The following is a 15,159-nucleotide window of genomic DNA, read 5'->3' on the forward strand; positions in this document are numbered from 1 at the left end:
TACCGCCTTTCCGGTCATTGGATGTGCTTTCTCTTTTTGTTGCCGAGCAGACAGAATCCGATGATCACCATGGACATCAGCGCCAAAACCATATAGAAGATTGGCGATACGCTGTTGTCTCCGGTTTGAGGAGCATCGTCCAGCTCGTTATTTGCATTGCCCGCACCCTTATCGGCCAAGTCGCCGACATTACCAACTCCGTTGTCATCGTGATCAGCCACGTCGTCGATGTTGTTAGTCCCATTGTTGACGCTGCCAGGTTGGTCAGGAACAGGGCTGACAGGACCCGGATTCACCGGCTCTGGAGCAGGGTTGACAGGGCCTGGATTCACCGGCTCTGGAGCAGGGTTGACAGGGCCTGGATTCACTGGCTCTGGTCCAGGGCTAACAGGGCCTGGGTTCACTGGCTCTGGAGCAGGGCTAACAGGGCCTGGATTCACTGGCTCTGGTCCAGGGCTAACAGGGCCTGGATTTACCGGATCTGGTCCAGGGTTAACAGGGCCTGGTACGCCGCCGGTGTTTATCGGCTTCATTGGCACGTCTTTTCTGACAATGTCAAAATCGACAGAAATCGTTTCACTCTTGTACGTCTCGTATCCGTCTTTCGTTACGATCAGATAGTAATCCGCTTCAGGAAACACCATGTATGCATAGAAGCCATTTGCGTCGCTATCCTGCTCCGGACTTTTGTTGTCGTGCGGCGCAAAATTCGGAACCGGAGGAAGCGTTACTTTCGTATCCGGAGTACGGCCTTTATCTCTATTCCGCTGCGTATCCGCATAGTACAGGGTAACTGTGGCTCCTTCAATTTTCTTGCCAGTGATGGCATCTCCTGTCGTTTCATCATAAACCGTACCGTAAGGGTCGACCAATGCCTCGGAAATATTCAGCTCTCCGTTAGCCTTCACGTTCAGCTTCGTCACGTTGAAGAGAAGTTCCTCGCCGGTCTCAGCTTGATAGCGAACTTCCATGGTGTACTGCTGCTCGCTTAACCCTTCCACGGAGAAGGTTCCGTTCGGATCCATCGGAAATGCCTTAGGAAGATAATTGCCGTCCTTGTCCTTCAAATAGATACGCATCTGGCTGGTAAACGAATCATTGAATAGCTCTTTGGTTCCATCCAGCTGCTTGAACAGAACGATCCCTACCGCCGTAATGTCCGCCGGAACGGTCTCGTCCGTCACGCCGTTGTTCACGTTTCCTTTTTGGGTGAACTCGACAGGGACATCCTTCCCGCCAACGTGATACAACTTCGTATATGTGATCGTATAGTTGGTATCCGCTGCGGCCAGGACCGAATATTCACCATTTTCGTTCGTCCAAATCGTTTGCTGTTCGTTGGTCTTCTTGTTCGTCACGATGATTTTCGCGTTCGGAATGATTTCGCCTGTGTTGTTGTCACGCAGCACGCCTTCCAGAACTGGAAGCTGACGGGTGTTAACAAAGTGTGCTTCAGCCGCGCTTTTCGCCGGAATGGAGCCCGTGCGGACGAAACTTTCAGGATCCGTCACATAGCCGTCTTCCGAATAATCATCTTGGGTCACCTTGTACTCGAGATACGTTGGAAGTCCTTGCATAACGAGCGTCTGGCTATCAGTAAGCTCGAAGGTATCCCCGCTCTTAATCTTGCCCTTGGTGCCGTCCGACTTAACATAGTCGTAGGATTCGTCCGCTCCCTCGCCTGTGAAGACGACGGTGTACTTGAACACCTTCGTTTTGTCGCCGGCATTACCTTTAACCGCGTTGCTGATGAGCAGGCCGCCCTTCAAGACTCGCGTGTTCGTGAACGGGGCATCTTCATCAGTGCCTTTCATAACTCCGGTATGGTTCCGCTCCTGAGGAGTAGTCACGTACTCATCCGCTGTGTAGTCTTTCTGGGTAACCGTGTATTTCAGATTCTTCGGCAGACCCACAATTTCCAGTGTCTCTCCATCCTTGAGTGTGAAGGATTCGCCAGACTTGATCGTGCCCGGTGTACTTGTCTCGCCATCCGACTTCGTATACGCGTAGCTTCCATCCTTGCCTGCATCCTCAAAAATGACGGTGTACTCGAATTCCTTCGTTTTGTCGCCGCCATTGCCCATGACCGTATTGCTAACGGTCAACTTGCTGACAGCCCGTTCATTCACGAAATCTGCCGTGCGATCGGCGCCCGCCATAACTCCCTCATCAGACAGCGCAGGAGTCGTCGCGTAGCCGTCGTTCTTGTAATCGTTCTGGGTAATATCATACTTCAGATTGTCGGGAAGATCCTTAATTATAAAGGTCTCACCATGCTTGAGCTCGAAAGTGGCGCCGGATGTGACCGTGCCCGTCGTGCCGTCTGAAAGCTCGTAATTGTAAGTTTGACCCTTACCTGCACCGTCAAAGGTCACGGTGTACTTGAACGGCTTGTCCGATTCTGCGCCGTCCCCGGTTACGGTATTGCTGACGGTCAGATTATAAACGTATCGTTTGTTGACAAAATCTGCTTTGTGATCACCTTTATTCTCGATCTTGCCTGACAACTCTCTCGTCTCCGGCTCAGTCGTATAACCGTCAACAGTCGTATAATCGGCCTCGGTTACGGTATAGACCAGACCCGCAGGCAATGTCGGAAATACAACAGATTCCCCGTTCTTGAGGATGATCTTATCTCCGCTCTTGAACTTAACAGTGCTAACTTCACCATCTGGCTTCTTAAAGGTGTACTCTCCGTCCTCGCCCTCTCCGGTGAAGTTCACGGTGTACTCGAACTCTTTGTTCGGATCGCTGCCGTTGCCTTCCACCTTATTGGTAATGGTCAGCTTGCCCTGGGCCGGCGTAGGCACGACCAGCGGACTATCAGAGGTTACTTTCACGCCGTCTACCCAGATGGGCTTCCCAGGCGTATTTCCTACATATACTTGATAAACTCTTGTAGTAGGCAGCCAAGTATTGGTGTCAATATAAGTTTCCTTCAGCTCATAATAGCCTGGATCTGGGAATAGGAGATTAAGTTTCCCTCCGCTATCGGTTGTTCCTTTGGCGATTTGATTTCCGCTATCCTTCTTATAGAGCGTAAACTCTACGCCTTTTAGCGGATTGCCATTGGGATCTACCTTTTTCAGGGGCAGCAGGGCGTTGGAGCTTGAGCTGCCAGCTACGTCTGAATTGTCCAGCGTGCTTTCGCTTCTGGCACTGACAGATTTCAGATTGTCATCGCCCTCCAGTTTTACCTCGTTGCCCATTTTGTCTCCGGCTTTCGCTTTAGATGGATCAACCTCTGTTTGGTACACAAACTGGTAAAACTTGTTAGGGTTTTTCATTTTGAATTTTAGAACTGTGGTGCCTCCTGCGCCTGGTGCAGCTTCTACCTGAACTTCAGCATTCGGATCGCTAAGATCCAGTGCTGCGCCCTCCCGTTCCAGAGCACCGCTGGCAGTGAGTTTGGCAGGATAGACTGCCATACTAGGCGCTGTCAGCACAAGCTTTCCGTTTTCTTCATAACGCAGATTCATGCCTGCACCTAGGGTATCCTGCAGGTAAACGTCCTGCTTCATGTTGAATGGCGGGGTATAGTTTACCGTCCATTCGAGCACCCCTGGAACTGGCTTCGTTACCGATTTGCCCAGAGTCTGAATAGGTACAATAATCTTACGTTGTTCGGTAAGGACTTTCTCCACTCCGCCCCATGTCATATGAAGGTCGGCTTTGTTATACAGCACCTGCTTGTCTGTGCCGTTGGTCGTGTACTCGTCCAAATATTTCGCCAAAGCTTCATTCGAAGGTCTTGCTTTTACCAAAATGACATAAGGGCCTTCCAATTTAGAGAAGGTGAAGGTGCCTTCGTTGCCGCTATGGGAGAAGTTTACGACGTGAGCAGGGTCGTTCGGCTCGATGATTGAAACAGCGTTGTTTCGAAACCCATATCCGGTGCCGCTGCCATTATCCGAAAAACCTTTCCAAAGCTCAAATTCCTTCTCCTCGGAAAACGGAACGAACTCCCATCCTGCCGGCAAGGTGTCCACCAACTTCACATCGGTGATGACCCGGCTTCCACCACTTTTCGCCATTTCAACCGTGTTGTAGCCCGGCATATTGACGCTTAGACGGAAGGTGACCGTCTTGGTTGTCCGGTCATAACCAGCCAAGGTGTATTCGTCGCCGCTTGATGATCCATCATAACCGATATAACGGTTAACGTTGTTCGGAGTATACCAAGTGTCGGCCGTCCCGTCCTTCTTAATAGGATAGGATGCCGTAAGCATATCCTTGTTCAGCATACGCAGATGAAGATTGGCATTGTTTTCCGCTTTTTTTACGGCTTCGCCGTCAAATAGCAAAGCCCGATTCCAGCGTGTTTTCTCTGTGTTAATATCCTGCCTAAAGAGGATATCCGGGTTGGTTTCAAGTGCACGGAAGCTGAAGGATGCAGCTTGGTCGGTGTATCCCGTCACCTTGATCAAATCTGCCACGACTTCTCCGTTCACCGTCAAAGGAATGGCTTTCATGGTCAAGCTGCTTGCATTGGTTACACCCTTCAAGGTTCCCGCATGATACTGCTTCCAAAGCTGAGCAGTATTGACATTTGCCTTGATTTTCGCAATCGTTTCCGCGCTAACCTCGCCGGTTGCATCCACTGCGTTATCCAAGACGTTCAAATCCCCGCCATGTACCAGCACGTCGTATACTACCGCATTTGGCAGAGCATACTGTGGCGCTAGATTGACAGTCCATGTGATGGCGCCGAGGTTGTAATCCTCCGTCGAAACAGCTCCGCTTTTTGTAAAAGTATGCGCACCGATCGTTACGATTGCCTCGTCAGTTACCGCGACAGGTCTTAATCCAGTTGTCGCATCATTGTTCTGAATACCGCCTGGTGTGTCTAAATTCCAGTTGGCACGAGGGTCGATTCTGAAGTCGGAGCCGCTTGTTACCTTACTCTTAATCACCAGTTCGACTTTACCGTTAATATCCCCAAAGGAATAAACGCTGTTCTCATCCGGTGTAATTGGTTTTACCTCAGATGCAACGCCATCCACCCATGTCTGCCATTCAGCCGATAAAAAGTCCAGCCCAGCAGGTAATGCATTTGTGATGGTTAAGTCCTTTAACCCTTTTTTGTTATACTGGTTAACAGTGATTTTCCATGTGATTGTTTCATTAGGATTGTCATACGAGGCGCTGGCTTGAATCCAGTCGGGAGCAAAAACAATTTCCTGATTTCTATTCGCAAGCACAGCATTGCCATCTTTGAGCTCCACTTTGCCATTCATGTTCACAGCGCGACCAGGATCGCCCGATGGACTCCGATGCTCGTAATAGTAGCCTCCCTTTGGAATCCAGGTTTTATATTCGACCTGTGGATCTACACCCGTTCCCGGCGGGAAGACATAGCTTAGAGCGCCATTGGCATCGATGGTTGGTTCTACCACCTCATTATTTACTTTGAATGAACCTGGCACATAGATACCACTGACTCGATACGAAGATGAAGGCGAATCCATATTATAGGATGCAGGGTTCGTATAGAACGTCTTCCCATCCAACGGTAGTTTAATTGTATTATCAAACTGATCGGAAGCAGACACAGTAGACTGCCAAGTAATCGCTCCCGCTACAAAGAAATCGGGGTTAATTATGCGATAAGCCCAAGAACTATTTCTCATTCCCGGTGAGGTCAATGTGAGATTGTATTTCGCTGTAACATCCGGGTTCTTTAGCTCATACGCTCCCCCGAAAATCGAGATAGGCTTTGTATCGCCGTATTCTATCCCATTCAAATCCGAATTGGCAGTGGTATCAAAGCCGAAGGTAACTGCTACTCCAATACCATTGAAAAACGAATCATCACCATTAAATACAATCTTGATGCTGTCCGGAGTGAAATAGGCGGTGCCCAGCTGTTTCTGACCATAATCAGTTGTTGCCATCAAGGTTTTGGTAGCTGTCGGCAGCACCACTTCCTTGAAGTAGTCTTCTCTTTTCAGCTCGATTGAGTCGCCCTTCTGAATGTACTTGGTGGTGTCATTTTCATGCTCCGTATTGGCAAAATCGCCTCTCACCGGAACCTTGAGGCCCTCAGATTTGAGAGTAAATGCCTGTCGGCCCTGAATCGTACCGCCTGGGGCAATGTCAGTTCCCTGCGTCACCTTCAGCGGAAAGGTTGAATTAGCTTCCATAAACACCGCTGTTTTGTCCGTCGGAACTGCCGCCATCGCTACGAAATTGTTCGGCGCATCATACACTGCCTCAGGTACTGACAGCGGTTCGTCCGCGCTCGGCGAGGCAGATTCACTGACTGCTTCCGTCGCTGAATCGTTTGGCACACTCTCCGCATATGCGCCAGCAGAGAACATCACTGTCTGCAAGACAAGCAAGATTGCCATAAATAAAGACAGCAACGGTTTACCTATACTGCGTTTTTGTTTCAATACCGAAACCTCCTCCATTCCCTAAATCTCTGGAATACTTTGGTGACAACAAGATCATCTACACGATATAACGGCTAACACAAATAAATATATGCTGTTTGCCTAGGTCCAGCGCCCCTTTCCATCGTCGAAATCCCGAGGAGTTCGGATGAATGCCGGGGTGTGTAGGCCGTTGACCTTGCCTTAGTACTTTCTTCCCCCTTTCTTTCGACTCTTCGCCACGTACATACTGTAGTGGCAAAATACGCCCAATTTACAAAGCGTGCCCTTCTATTATATGAAGGAGGACCTATACAAAAAATAGACAATGCTCGACAATAAAGCGTAAAATTCGGTGTCCAATCTCATAATCGGAGCAGATCCGATCAACAACCAAGGGCAAAACGAGAAAAAAGCCCTAAATCCTGTCTATTCCCAGTCGGTCTATGCTCTTTATAGGCACAAAGAAACATTCAAAAACGGTATTCAGGGCCTATAAAATTTTCGCAAAAACGAACAAAAAGATAGGGATTATGGAGCCGTGCCATTATTTCATTCCGGGATTTACACGCTTAATGAATTTAAAGAGATGGAGGCATTCAAACTACAGTCCTCGGCTAAACGTTGTGGAGTTACGAAAGTGGAAAAAGCCCTCTAAATGTGGTCAAGCTTTTTAATCAAACTTTGTATAGTGTAAACGTTGCAATGTGTACAGTGTACGATCCCAACCTTGGGCATATATTAATAGTCTAATAGGCGGCCATCATCGTTCCATTGACCATACATTTTGTTTTCTCTCGTGTTGGATATAAATTTGTCTAATCTGCTCTTAAATAATTCCGGCTGCTTCTTATTGCTCTGTATCGTGTCGATCCGAACCCTTTTATAAAGATCTGGAAATGACAGAAAATTTTCATATACCTGCTTTTCCTCTCTTAGCCTGTGCTCTATAACCGGATCGATGCGAAAAGAATCGTAATCCATCTCAGGTAGAACCTTTCTCCCTTCGTCTGTCATCAACCCCAACTTTTCGAGGCGGCGGACACGCTCTTTATTCAACTCAGTCCATGAGCTTTTTTTGCTTCGAGGGGACAGTCTCTGAGCCAGCTCCGTTTCGGATATTTTCTTCTTGACCCCATCAATCCATCCAAAACACAAAGCTTCCTCGACCGCATCCAAATACAAGAGCGTATCCGATTTGGGCTTCATACGAACCAGGACCCAACAAGACTTTTCCGTCTTACAATGGTTCTGCAGCCAAATCCTCAAATCTTCTCGTGATTTTACCGGAATGATATGATCCATCTCCATATTTGAAAAAGAAGAATAGCTATTTTTCATAAATCGTGCCTCCGTCGGTGTAATATAAAAAATGGCCTTTAGTTACAAGACCATTTTTTAGAATGCGTTTATTTTTTATTTGAAATTACGCTATCCAGAAACTGATCTGCATCACGATTAAATTTCCAGCAGACTCCAAACTTATCCACCAGCATTCCAAAGCACGAAGACCAGGGAGTATTGGATAACGGCATGATGACATGGCCGCCAAGAGACAACTGGCTGAAGTATTGTTCCAATTTTTTCCTATCGTCGATGACCAGACTAATCAAGATATGATTCCCTTTCACCAGCTCGCCTGTTACCGCCTTCATCGAAGGCAAAATGTCCGACATCATGATTCTCCCGCCTGCGAATTCTATGGAAGACTCCATGATCATATTTAATTCATCTTCCGACATGGGGTGGTTTGGATCTTGCGGGATATCCCCGAATTTCACTTTTTTGACTTCAGTTGCGTGTAAAGCCTCAGCATAAAATTCAATCGCTTGTTCTGCAGTTCCATCAAAATTTAAGTATGCAATAGCTGACATAAAGTAGTCCCTCCCTCTTCTGATGAATGTAGTATAATTCATGATAGGTGACATATGTATGGCACCATTCGACGACGAGACAGAAAAATAAGGAGATCCTATGGAAAAGGCTGAGAGATTAATCTCGATCATCATGATTTTGCTGAAAAAAGATATCGTTTCCTCCAAAGAGCTCGCACAATTGTTCAACGTTTCCAAAAGAACCATTCTTCGCGATATGGAAACGCTGAGTTTATCAAATATCCCGATCTACTCTGTCAATGGAGTGCACGGCGGCTACGGTCTTATGGAGGAATACAAGGTCGATAAGCGTCTTCTGAACAGCTCTGACTTGGAGAATATACTAACGGCGCTCAGCGGATTGGAACAAATTCTAATTAGCGAGGAGGTTGGCGTGACGATCAAAAAAATAGAGGCAATGGTTAACCCACTTTCTCCGAAAGGTTCCATACAACTGTCGTTTTACGATTGGGAAGGTCGGTCCGAAATTCGCCAAACCTTGAAAATATGCCAGGAGGCCATAGCCAAGAGAAGATTGGTTTCATTTGACTATATGGATAAAAACGGCGCGAAAACACAAAGAATCATCGAGCCGGTTCAGCTTCATTTTAGTGAAATGAGTTGGTATTTAAAGGGGTTCTGCCTGCAGCGTATGCAATATAGGACCTTTAAATTGTCCAGGATCGATCATCTCGATTTGGATAAGAAAACCTTTAACCCTAGGGATGATTCATTAGAGCAAGAGCGCGAAGCCGATCATCCGCAACTAGTCGCTGTAAAAGCATTGATTTCGCCCGGCATAAAAGATCATTTCATAGAAAGGTATGGCCGAAAGAGCATTGAAGACTATAGTTCTGAACTTTTCTTGGCAACAATCGCTGTTCCTCAAAACAGTATTGGATTTCAATTTTTGGCCGGTTTCGGTACGAATCTGGAAATTGTGGAACCCCAATCATATGTAAACGAATTTCGAGAGTATTTGCTTGAACTGGTAAATAAATATTCCTAAAAAGGATCCCTTTTATCATTAAAGGTTGGCGGGACCCTTACTAAATTGAATCTCCTTCCACTTCTCCTTCAAGGCTTTCAAATCTTCTACGAAGAACCTGAGTAGATTGGGGCGTCTTCTTACTGCAAGCGGGTGATAAGTGAAGCTGATGGGCCTACCCTGCCACTCATACCAGCTGCCTCGTAACTCCTTAACAGTGGCACTCTCCATATCTGTGAATAATGTTTCCGATACGACATTGCCAAATCCAAATAATACAAGCGGCTGCTTCTGAAAGATCTGCAGTTGTAGGTGTGGGAGACAAGCCGCTCTAGCCCCGGGTTTATTGTAGGCACGCATCGGTCGGCATTTCAGCAAATAGGTGACATATACATCGTTTACATCGATCCCCGCTTCTCTCATGCCGAATTGGAGCGTTTCTCGGGTACCGCATAAAAACGAATTCCCTTCCCGGTCCTCTCGCGCTCCGGGGTTATCCAGAATCAACATAAGCGGGGCCTTCGGATTTCCTTCCCCCCAGACGACACGATTCCGCTGTTTGAATAGTTCGCAAATTTCACAGTGCTCTATACCATGGGGCGCTTGTTCTTCAGGTAAGATTACATAAGGATGATCCATTTCCTTGTCGTGGCGTCTCCTTCCTTTTACACGTAATGAACCTATTATGCCCACTCAAAACAAAAACTTGCCCTTATTGATGATACGGTTCACCGTAATATATCTAAATGAGGTTTTCTAACCTTGATGGATTTCTCTCCATCCTATCTTTACCGTTACTATTTTCTGATATTTGATTTAAAACCATGTTCTGTAAAGAATCGCAATACCATTCTCGATTTCTTCTATTGTCAGCCCACCAAAGCCTAGTAAAAATATAGGATTTATAAATGGATTGTTTGCTTGTCTATACCACGTGTCACTCAAGCTATAAAGATTAATACCTGCTTTTCTAGCTTTTTGAAGTAGGTTCTCTTCTTTTTCACTTGTAATTACTTCCAAAACAATATGAAGACCAGTCTGTCCTTTAAATACTACAGCCTTATCTTTAAAACAGGCTTCTATAGCATTTATAATGGTCCCGTACTTCTTTTTATAAATTTCTTTCATACGGAACCTATGCTGTTCCCAGTGACCATTTCTCATGAATAATTCAAGTGTTTTTTGCTCAATTCTCGATGTCGTTTGCTGAAATTCATATTGACTTCGATAGTACTCTGACAGTAAATGAGGAGGTAAAATGAGATAACCTATATTAATGGCAGGTAATAAACTTCCATGAAATGTCCCTAAATAAATAACCCGTTCTTCACGGTCTAGATTCTGAAGGGAAGGGATTAATTCTCCAGAATATCTAAATTCCGATAAATAATCGTCTTCAATGATATAAGCGTTATTTGAATTTGCCCATTTCAATAAGCTGATTCTCTTTTGAATCTTCATTATGTTACCGAATGGAAATTGAAAGGAAGGTGAGGTAAAAACGATACTTGCTCCAGAATTCTCTAATTCTATTTGGTTCATTCCATCTCTCTCTATCGAAATGGGCGCAATATGACATCCATATTTTTCGAATACATTTGTTGCTAAAGAATAGCCTGGCTCACCTACAGCTACTATTTTTTCCCTTAGACCGATTAGATTGCATACGAGCATTAATAGGATTTGAGAATGTGAACCAATGATGATTTGATCTGCTGTACACTTTACACCCCTAGCGAACCTAACATAGTTGGCAATTTGCTCTCTTAATCCAAGATCCCCCTGAGAATCTCCTGTATTAAATATCTTAAAAGTTTCATCGCTTAACACTTCGTTCGTTAATCTCCTCCAAGTGGAGAGGGGGAAATGTTGGACGTCAACATGGTCTAAGTTGAAATCATACTGATAACTAGACTCCGTTTTTTCAACTCTATTCAACTTATATTTGTGATCTAGTTTATGAAAAAAGCCAATATCGATTTCTTTGATATAGTAACCACCTCTTGGCACACTCTCAATTAACCCTTCCATCATGAGTTGATCATATGCCGTTTCAAGAGTGGTTTTATTAACTCTCAATTGCTCTGACATCTTTCTAATCGATGGTAATGAGGCATTGGGGGAAAGATGCCCTTCTAAGATTTCTTTTTTGATATAATCATATATTTGAACATACAAAGGAACGGATGAATCCCGATCCAAAGTGATTAATAACTCATTCATGTGATTCTCCCAATCTATAGTCTTTCGTAGAAATCCTATTATCTATTTTACGTCTTTCCATTAAGAATAAAGAAGTACAGCATATCACGATGATGGAACAGGCAATGATGATAAAACTGGCATGGGTTCCTGAAACCCCCATAACAAAAGCAACTAATATACTAGAACCTGCTTCCCCGATAAAGGCAATCGTAGATAGAAAACTAAATACCTTACCTATTTTGTCTTCAGGTGTGAATTTTTGAATCATTAGTACCATAGGAAGATCAATGAAAGCTTCCGTAATCCCTGTGAATAACGCAAATAGGCATGCCAGATACAGGTTTGGTGAGAGCCCTACTCCCATCAAACCAAGCCCCCATAAAATACAATTAATCATAATGAAACGAGAATAATGGGACTTGATTTCAATTTTCTCTAGTAAAACAGCTCCAAGAGCATTTCCTATACCGAAAAGTGTCAACATAATCGAAAAGCCTTTTGCTCCCTTTTGCCATTGTTGATCCGAAATAATCGGGAGGCCTAAACGTTCCATCCCTGTAAAGAACAATAACACGATCCCAAAAGAAACAATCGAAATAAACAACGAATTTTTGGTTTTTAAAAACGTAAATGTTTCTTTCACTTCCTTTATTACTCGTACACTCTTGGAAGTTTTTTTATGTTCTAAAAATAAAGGTATCACAAATCCTATAGGTGCAATAGTTAAAATGAAAAAAATAAAGAACATCCATTCAGATGAAAAATGAGATAGTAGAATTCCTGAGAAAATCGGTGCAATCGATCTAGATAATTGCAAACTTAATTGAAAAATAGAATTTCCCTTTGGCCACAGTGCCTCGGGTAATGTTTTAGATACCAAGCTTCTAATAGCAGGGCTGTAAAAACAGCGCAAAGATACAATAAAAAATGAGGCAACTGCGATGTACCAGATAGACTCGATATGAAGCCAGTACATGATAAGGATGGTAAAAATCATAAAACCGGTTCCGAGTTGATTCCATATAATGATTTTTTTCTTATTCCAATGATCAGCATACACTCCACCAAGAAGGCCAAATAATAAATAGGGCACAGCACTGCTTTGCACGACAACGGCTGCTTGGAAGGTTGTCTCTGACATTTTATACGCCAACCAGAAAAGAACAACTTGAAATAATACGAAACCAAAGCTTGACAGTGTACTTGATACTAAAACAAATAAATATTCTCTATGCATTAATAATTCCCTATAGCTAGTATCATTGACTTTCTTTGACATTTCTGTTCCTCCTTATCTTTGCTGCTAACAGTATAAATAAAGTTGAACCTAGAGTAACGGTTCAACTCAAAAATTTTTTATCAGGTCAGATCTGTAATCAAACCTCTTTTCAATTTAATTTCATAAGTTTTTTCCTCATTTACTTGTGATACGGTTCAGATTAACGGACCTACCGGCACAAAAAACAACCACTGACGACTTCATGTCATCAATGGTTGTTTGCATTGCTATATTCATGCACAAAAGGCCACCGATATACTGCCTCTATCTCATTAAGGCTTCGATACGGATACGAGAAGCTCGTTTCCCCCGGAGATGACCGTCACTTCAGGCGGTAGGATCAGATCCTTCACGAAGCGTGTATCTCCGATTTCCATCGCACTGATGTCCAGTTCAACGGTAGACGGCAGGTCTTTCGGAAGAGCCTCTACTTCAACATAGGGATCCTGGATTTGCACAACGCCGGCCGACTTCGTTCCGATCGGAGTACCTACGAACTTCACCCCGAGCTTCGTACGAATGACCTCACCCGTCTGAACGAACTGAAAGTCGACATGCACAAGCGCGCCGGTTACCGGGTCTCGCTGAAGATCCTCCATCAGCACCGTCATTGACCGCTCACCTTCCATCTGCAGCTCAATAAAGCCGGACGCCCCTTTTCTCAGCCATTTTTCAAATTGTTTAGCGGAAATATGAATGATTTCGTTATCAGCGTTTTTGCCGAACACAACCCCTGGCAAACGCCCCTTTTGACGTAAATTGCGTAGTCCCGAAGAATTCAATCGTGGACGTCTTTCTGTATGAATGCATGCATCCATGCTCTACCTCTCCTTTACATGAGTGATCTTAGCGCGCTACAGCCGCCGTCGAACCTCCCCTGCCGGGGATCAATAGAGAAACATAGCATCCAGACCTCCATCCTTTTAGATAGATAGCAATACACATTAAATGTAAAAACCCACAAATATAGACGAAGGCACCCCACTCCGAAGAGTGGAATGCCTAATGGGTTTCATCTACTATATCATAGATTGGCTTGTCAAACCATAGAGCTCCGCAATCGGCGTACGTCCCGGATCGGCGGCATTCCAAACATCCGTGCATATTCCCTGCTAAAATGCGATGGGCTCTCGTACCCCACCTGGAACGCTGCTTCCGCCGCATCGATCGATCCAGAGAGGAGCAGCCGGCGCGCCTCCTGCAATCGAATTTGCTTTTGGAACTGGATCGGGCTCATGCCCGTGACTTCCTTAAAATAATCGTACAAAGACGAAGCGCTCATACGGGCCTCCGCTGCCAATTCATCCACTCGGAGGGGTTGGGCAAACTCGCGATTAAGCTTCTCAACGACCCCCGCGATTCGCTGTGCATGGCTTCCGACAACTGCAAATTGCATCAGTGATGCGCTGTTTTCGTTCTGAAGCACCCGGTAAATGATTTCCCGCATGGCATAAGGCGCAAGCACCGGGATATCCCGCGGCGTTTCAACCAGTTTCAAAAACCGCAGCACGGCATCCAGAAGCGTATCGCTCACCCGGCTTACCTTCAACCCCCGGCTGGTCTCATTGCCTGGTCGGATGACATCGCCGGATGCCTGAATGACATCAAGAATTTGACTCATATCAAAAAGGATCTGCAGGCTCAAGTACGGCGCTTCCTTCGAAGCCTCTACCACTTGCCCCGTAATCGGTAAATGTACCGAAGCGGTTAAATAGCTGCTCGGGTCATACCGATACACCTCTTGTCCTAGCATGACCACTTTGGAACCCTGCGCCACGACGCAAAGGGAAGGCTCATAGACAGAGTATACCGGCTCGGATAACCGGGAGGAACGAATCAAACGCAAACCAGGAACTTCCGTATCATGCGTACCGTCTTCCGGTGTGAACTTCTCGATGATGCGCAGCATTTCTCTCCTTTGTTTCTCGAACCATTCCTCCATCCCCTTCTCCCCTTTTTATCCATAAAGTTAACTTAAATTTATCCTCTTCTGGAGGATTAGGCAATCATTGCGTTTGATCCGGCTACCGACTTGCTTCCCGAAAGAACGATAATGAACATGTAAGACATGCGATACACCCGGCACGGAGGTCCTAACCGCAGGAAACGAGTGGCGGGCAGGATTCAGTTTAACATCACAAATGGAAGGAGAATATTCAATGAGTACTCAAAACGAACAATCCCATCCCTATGTCGGCATGTGGGTGACCAAAGACGGTTATATCCGGCATGAGCTGCTGCCGAACGGGCGGTATGACGAAGCACGCGGAAAACAAAAGAGCGCTTATCAAGGCAGATATACCATCGTAGGCGACCATATCGAATATGTGGATGACACAGGGTTTACAGCGGACGGCGATTTCCGCGATTCGGTGCTCTATCATGCAGGCATGGTTCTCTATCGTGAAAAATGAATCAAATTGAAAAGGGGAATTAAGC

At 45.4% G+C, this 15,159-nt stretch carries 10 protein-coding genes; 2 read left to right on the plus strand and 8 right to left on the minus strand.

Going from position 1 to position 15,159, the window contains the following annotated elements; genetic code table 11:
• Window positions 1-14: 14 nt before the first annotated feature.
• The 3 genes from L6H98_RS31255 to L6H98_RS05905 all read right to left on the minus strand — a co-directional run bounded on the left by L6H98_RS31255 (window position 15) and on the right by L6H98_RS05905 (window position 8,248).
• Entirely contained in the window at window positions 15-6,395 is a 6,381-nt protein-coding gene (locus tag L6H98_RS31255) for a carboxypeptidase regulatory-like domain-containing protein (RefSeq protein ID WP_290371421.1), read from the minus strand.
• A gap of 720 nt (window positions 6,396-7,115) precedes the next feature.
• Window positions 7,116-7,685, minus strand: a complete 570-nt coding sequence (locus L6H98_RS05900) for a YdeI/OmpD-associated family protein (RefSeq protein ID WP_236413753.1) — start codon at window positions 7,683-7,685, stop codon at window positions 7,116-7,118.
• A 98-nt stretch (window positions 7,686-7,783) separates the two neighbouring features.
• The gene (locus L6H98_RS05905) at window positions 7,784-8,248 is read right to left on the minus strand and encodes a VOC family protein (protein ID WP_236413579.1); all 465 of its coding nucleotides are present in this window, start codon (window positions 8,246-8,248) and stop codon (window positions 7,784-7,786) included.
• Window positions 8,249-8,348: 100 nt separating this feature from the next.
• Here L6H98_RS05905 and L6H98_RS05910 point away from each other — a divergent pair, with 100 nt between their 5' ends.
• The gene (locus tag L6H98_RS05910; protein ID WP_236413580.1) at window positions 8,349-9,257 is read left to right on the plus strand and encodes a YafY family protein; all 909 of its coding nucleotides are present in this window, start codon (window positions 8,349-8,351) and stop codon (window positions 9,255-9,257) included.
• Between the two features lie 18 nt (window positions 9,258-9,275).
• Here the strand turns inward: L6H98_RS05910 and L6H98_RS05915 are convergent, their stop codons facing one another.
• From L6H98_RS05915 to L6H98_RS05935, 5 genes are all read right to left on the minus strand, one after another.
• Window positions 9,276-9,875: a uracil-DNA glycosylase gene (locus L6H98_RS05915; protein WP_236413754.1), complete on the minus strand. Its 600-nt coding sequence runs from the start codon at window positions 9,873-9,875 to the stop codon at window positions 9,276-9,278.
• Window positions 9,876-10,052: 177 nt separating this feature from the next.
• Window positions 10,053-11,459, minus strand: a complete 1,407-nt coding sequence (locus L6H98_RS05920) for a PLP-dependent aminotransferase family protein (RefSeq protein ID WP_236413581.1) — start codon at window positions 11,457-11,459, stop codon at window positions 10,053-10,055.
• Window positions 11,452-12,720: an MFS transporter gene (locus tag L6H98_RS05925; RefSeq protein ID WP_236413582.1), complete on the minus strand. Its 1,269-nt coding sequence runs from the start codon at window positions 12,718-12,720 to the stop codon at window positions 11,452-11,454. Before L6H98_RS05925 ends, L6H98_RS05920 begins: the two co-directional genes overlap by 8 nt.
• A 272-nt stretch (window positions 12,721-12,992) precedes the next feature.
• Window positions 12,993-13,538, minus strand: coding sequence for a 50S ribosomal protein L25 (locus L6H98_RS05930; protein ID WP_236413583.1), 546 nt, complete (start codon window positions 13,536-13,538; stop codon window positions 12,993-12,995).
• Window positions 13,539-13,759: 221 nt separating this feature from the next.
• Window positions 13,760-14,662: an AraC family transcriptional regulator gene (locus tag L6H98_RS05935; RefSeq protein WP_236413584.1), complete on the minus strand. Its 903-nt coding sequence runs from the start codon at window positions 14,660-14,662 to the stop codon at window positions 13,760-13,762.
• A gap of 217 nt (window positions 14,663-14,879) precedes the next feature.
• Between L6H98_RS05935 and L6H98_RS05940 the strand changes: the two genes are divergently transcribed.
• On the plus strand, window positions 14,880-15,134 hold the full coding sequence (locus L6H98_RS05940) for an Atu4866 domain-containing protein (RefSeq protein ID WP_236413585.1): 255 nt from the start codon (window positions 14,880-14,882) through the stop codon (window positions 15,132-15,134).
• Window positions 15,135-15,159: the final 25 nt, after the last annotated feature.

This window comes from Paenibacillus sp. JJ-223 (assembly GCF_927798175.1).
Classification (GTDB): domain Bacteria; phylum Bacillota; class Bacilli; order Paenibacillales; family Paenibacillaceae; genus Paenibacillus; species Paenibacillus hubeiensis.

What these genes read in the sequence shown, in the direction of transcription:
- L6H98_RS05935 (WP_236413584.1), bottom strand. Translation starts at nt 14,662, where the DNA reads ATGGAGGAATGGTTCGAGAAACAAAGGAGAGAAATGCTGCGCATCATC.
- L6H98_RS05910 (WP_236413580.1), top strand. Translation starts at nt 8,349, where the DNA reads ATGGAAAAGGCTGAGAGATTAATCTCGATCATCATGATTTTGCTGAAA.
- L6H98_RS05920 (WP_236413581.1), bottom strand. Translation starts at nt 11,459, where the DNA reads ATGAATGAGTTATTAATCACTTTGGATCGGGATTCATCCGTTCCTTTG.
- L6H98_RS05940 (WP_236413585.1), top strand. Translation starts at nt 14,880, where the DNA reads ATGAGTACTCAAAACGAACAATCCCATCCCTATGTCGGCATGTGGGTG.
- L6H98_RS05930 (WP_236413583.1), bottom strand. Translation starts at nt 13,538, where the DNA reads ATGGATGCATGCATTCATACAGAAAGACGTCCACGATTGAATTCTTCG.
- L6H98_RS05915 (WP_236413754.1), bottom strand. Translation starts at nt 9,875, where the DNA reads ATGGATCATCCTTATGTAATCTTACCTGAAGAACAAGCGCCCCATGGT.
- L6H98_RS05900 (WP_236413753.1), bottom strand. Translation starts at nt 7,685, where the DNA reads ATGGAGATGGATCATATCATTCCGGTAAAATCACGAGAAGATTTGAGG.
- L6H98_RS05925 (WP_236413582.1), bottom strand. Translation starts at nt 12,720, where the DNA reads ATGTCAAAGAAAGTCAATGATACTAGCTATAGGGAATTATTAATGCAT.
- L6H98_RS05905 (WP_236413579.1), bottom strand. Translation starts at nt 8,248, where the DNA reads ATGTCAGCTATTGCATACTTAAATTTTGATGGAACTGCAGAACAAGCG.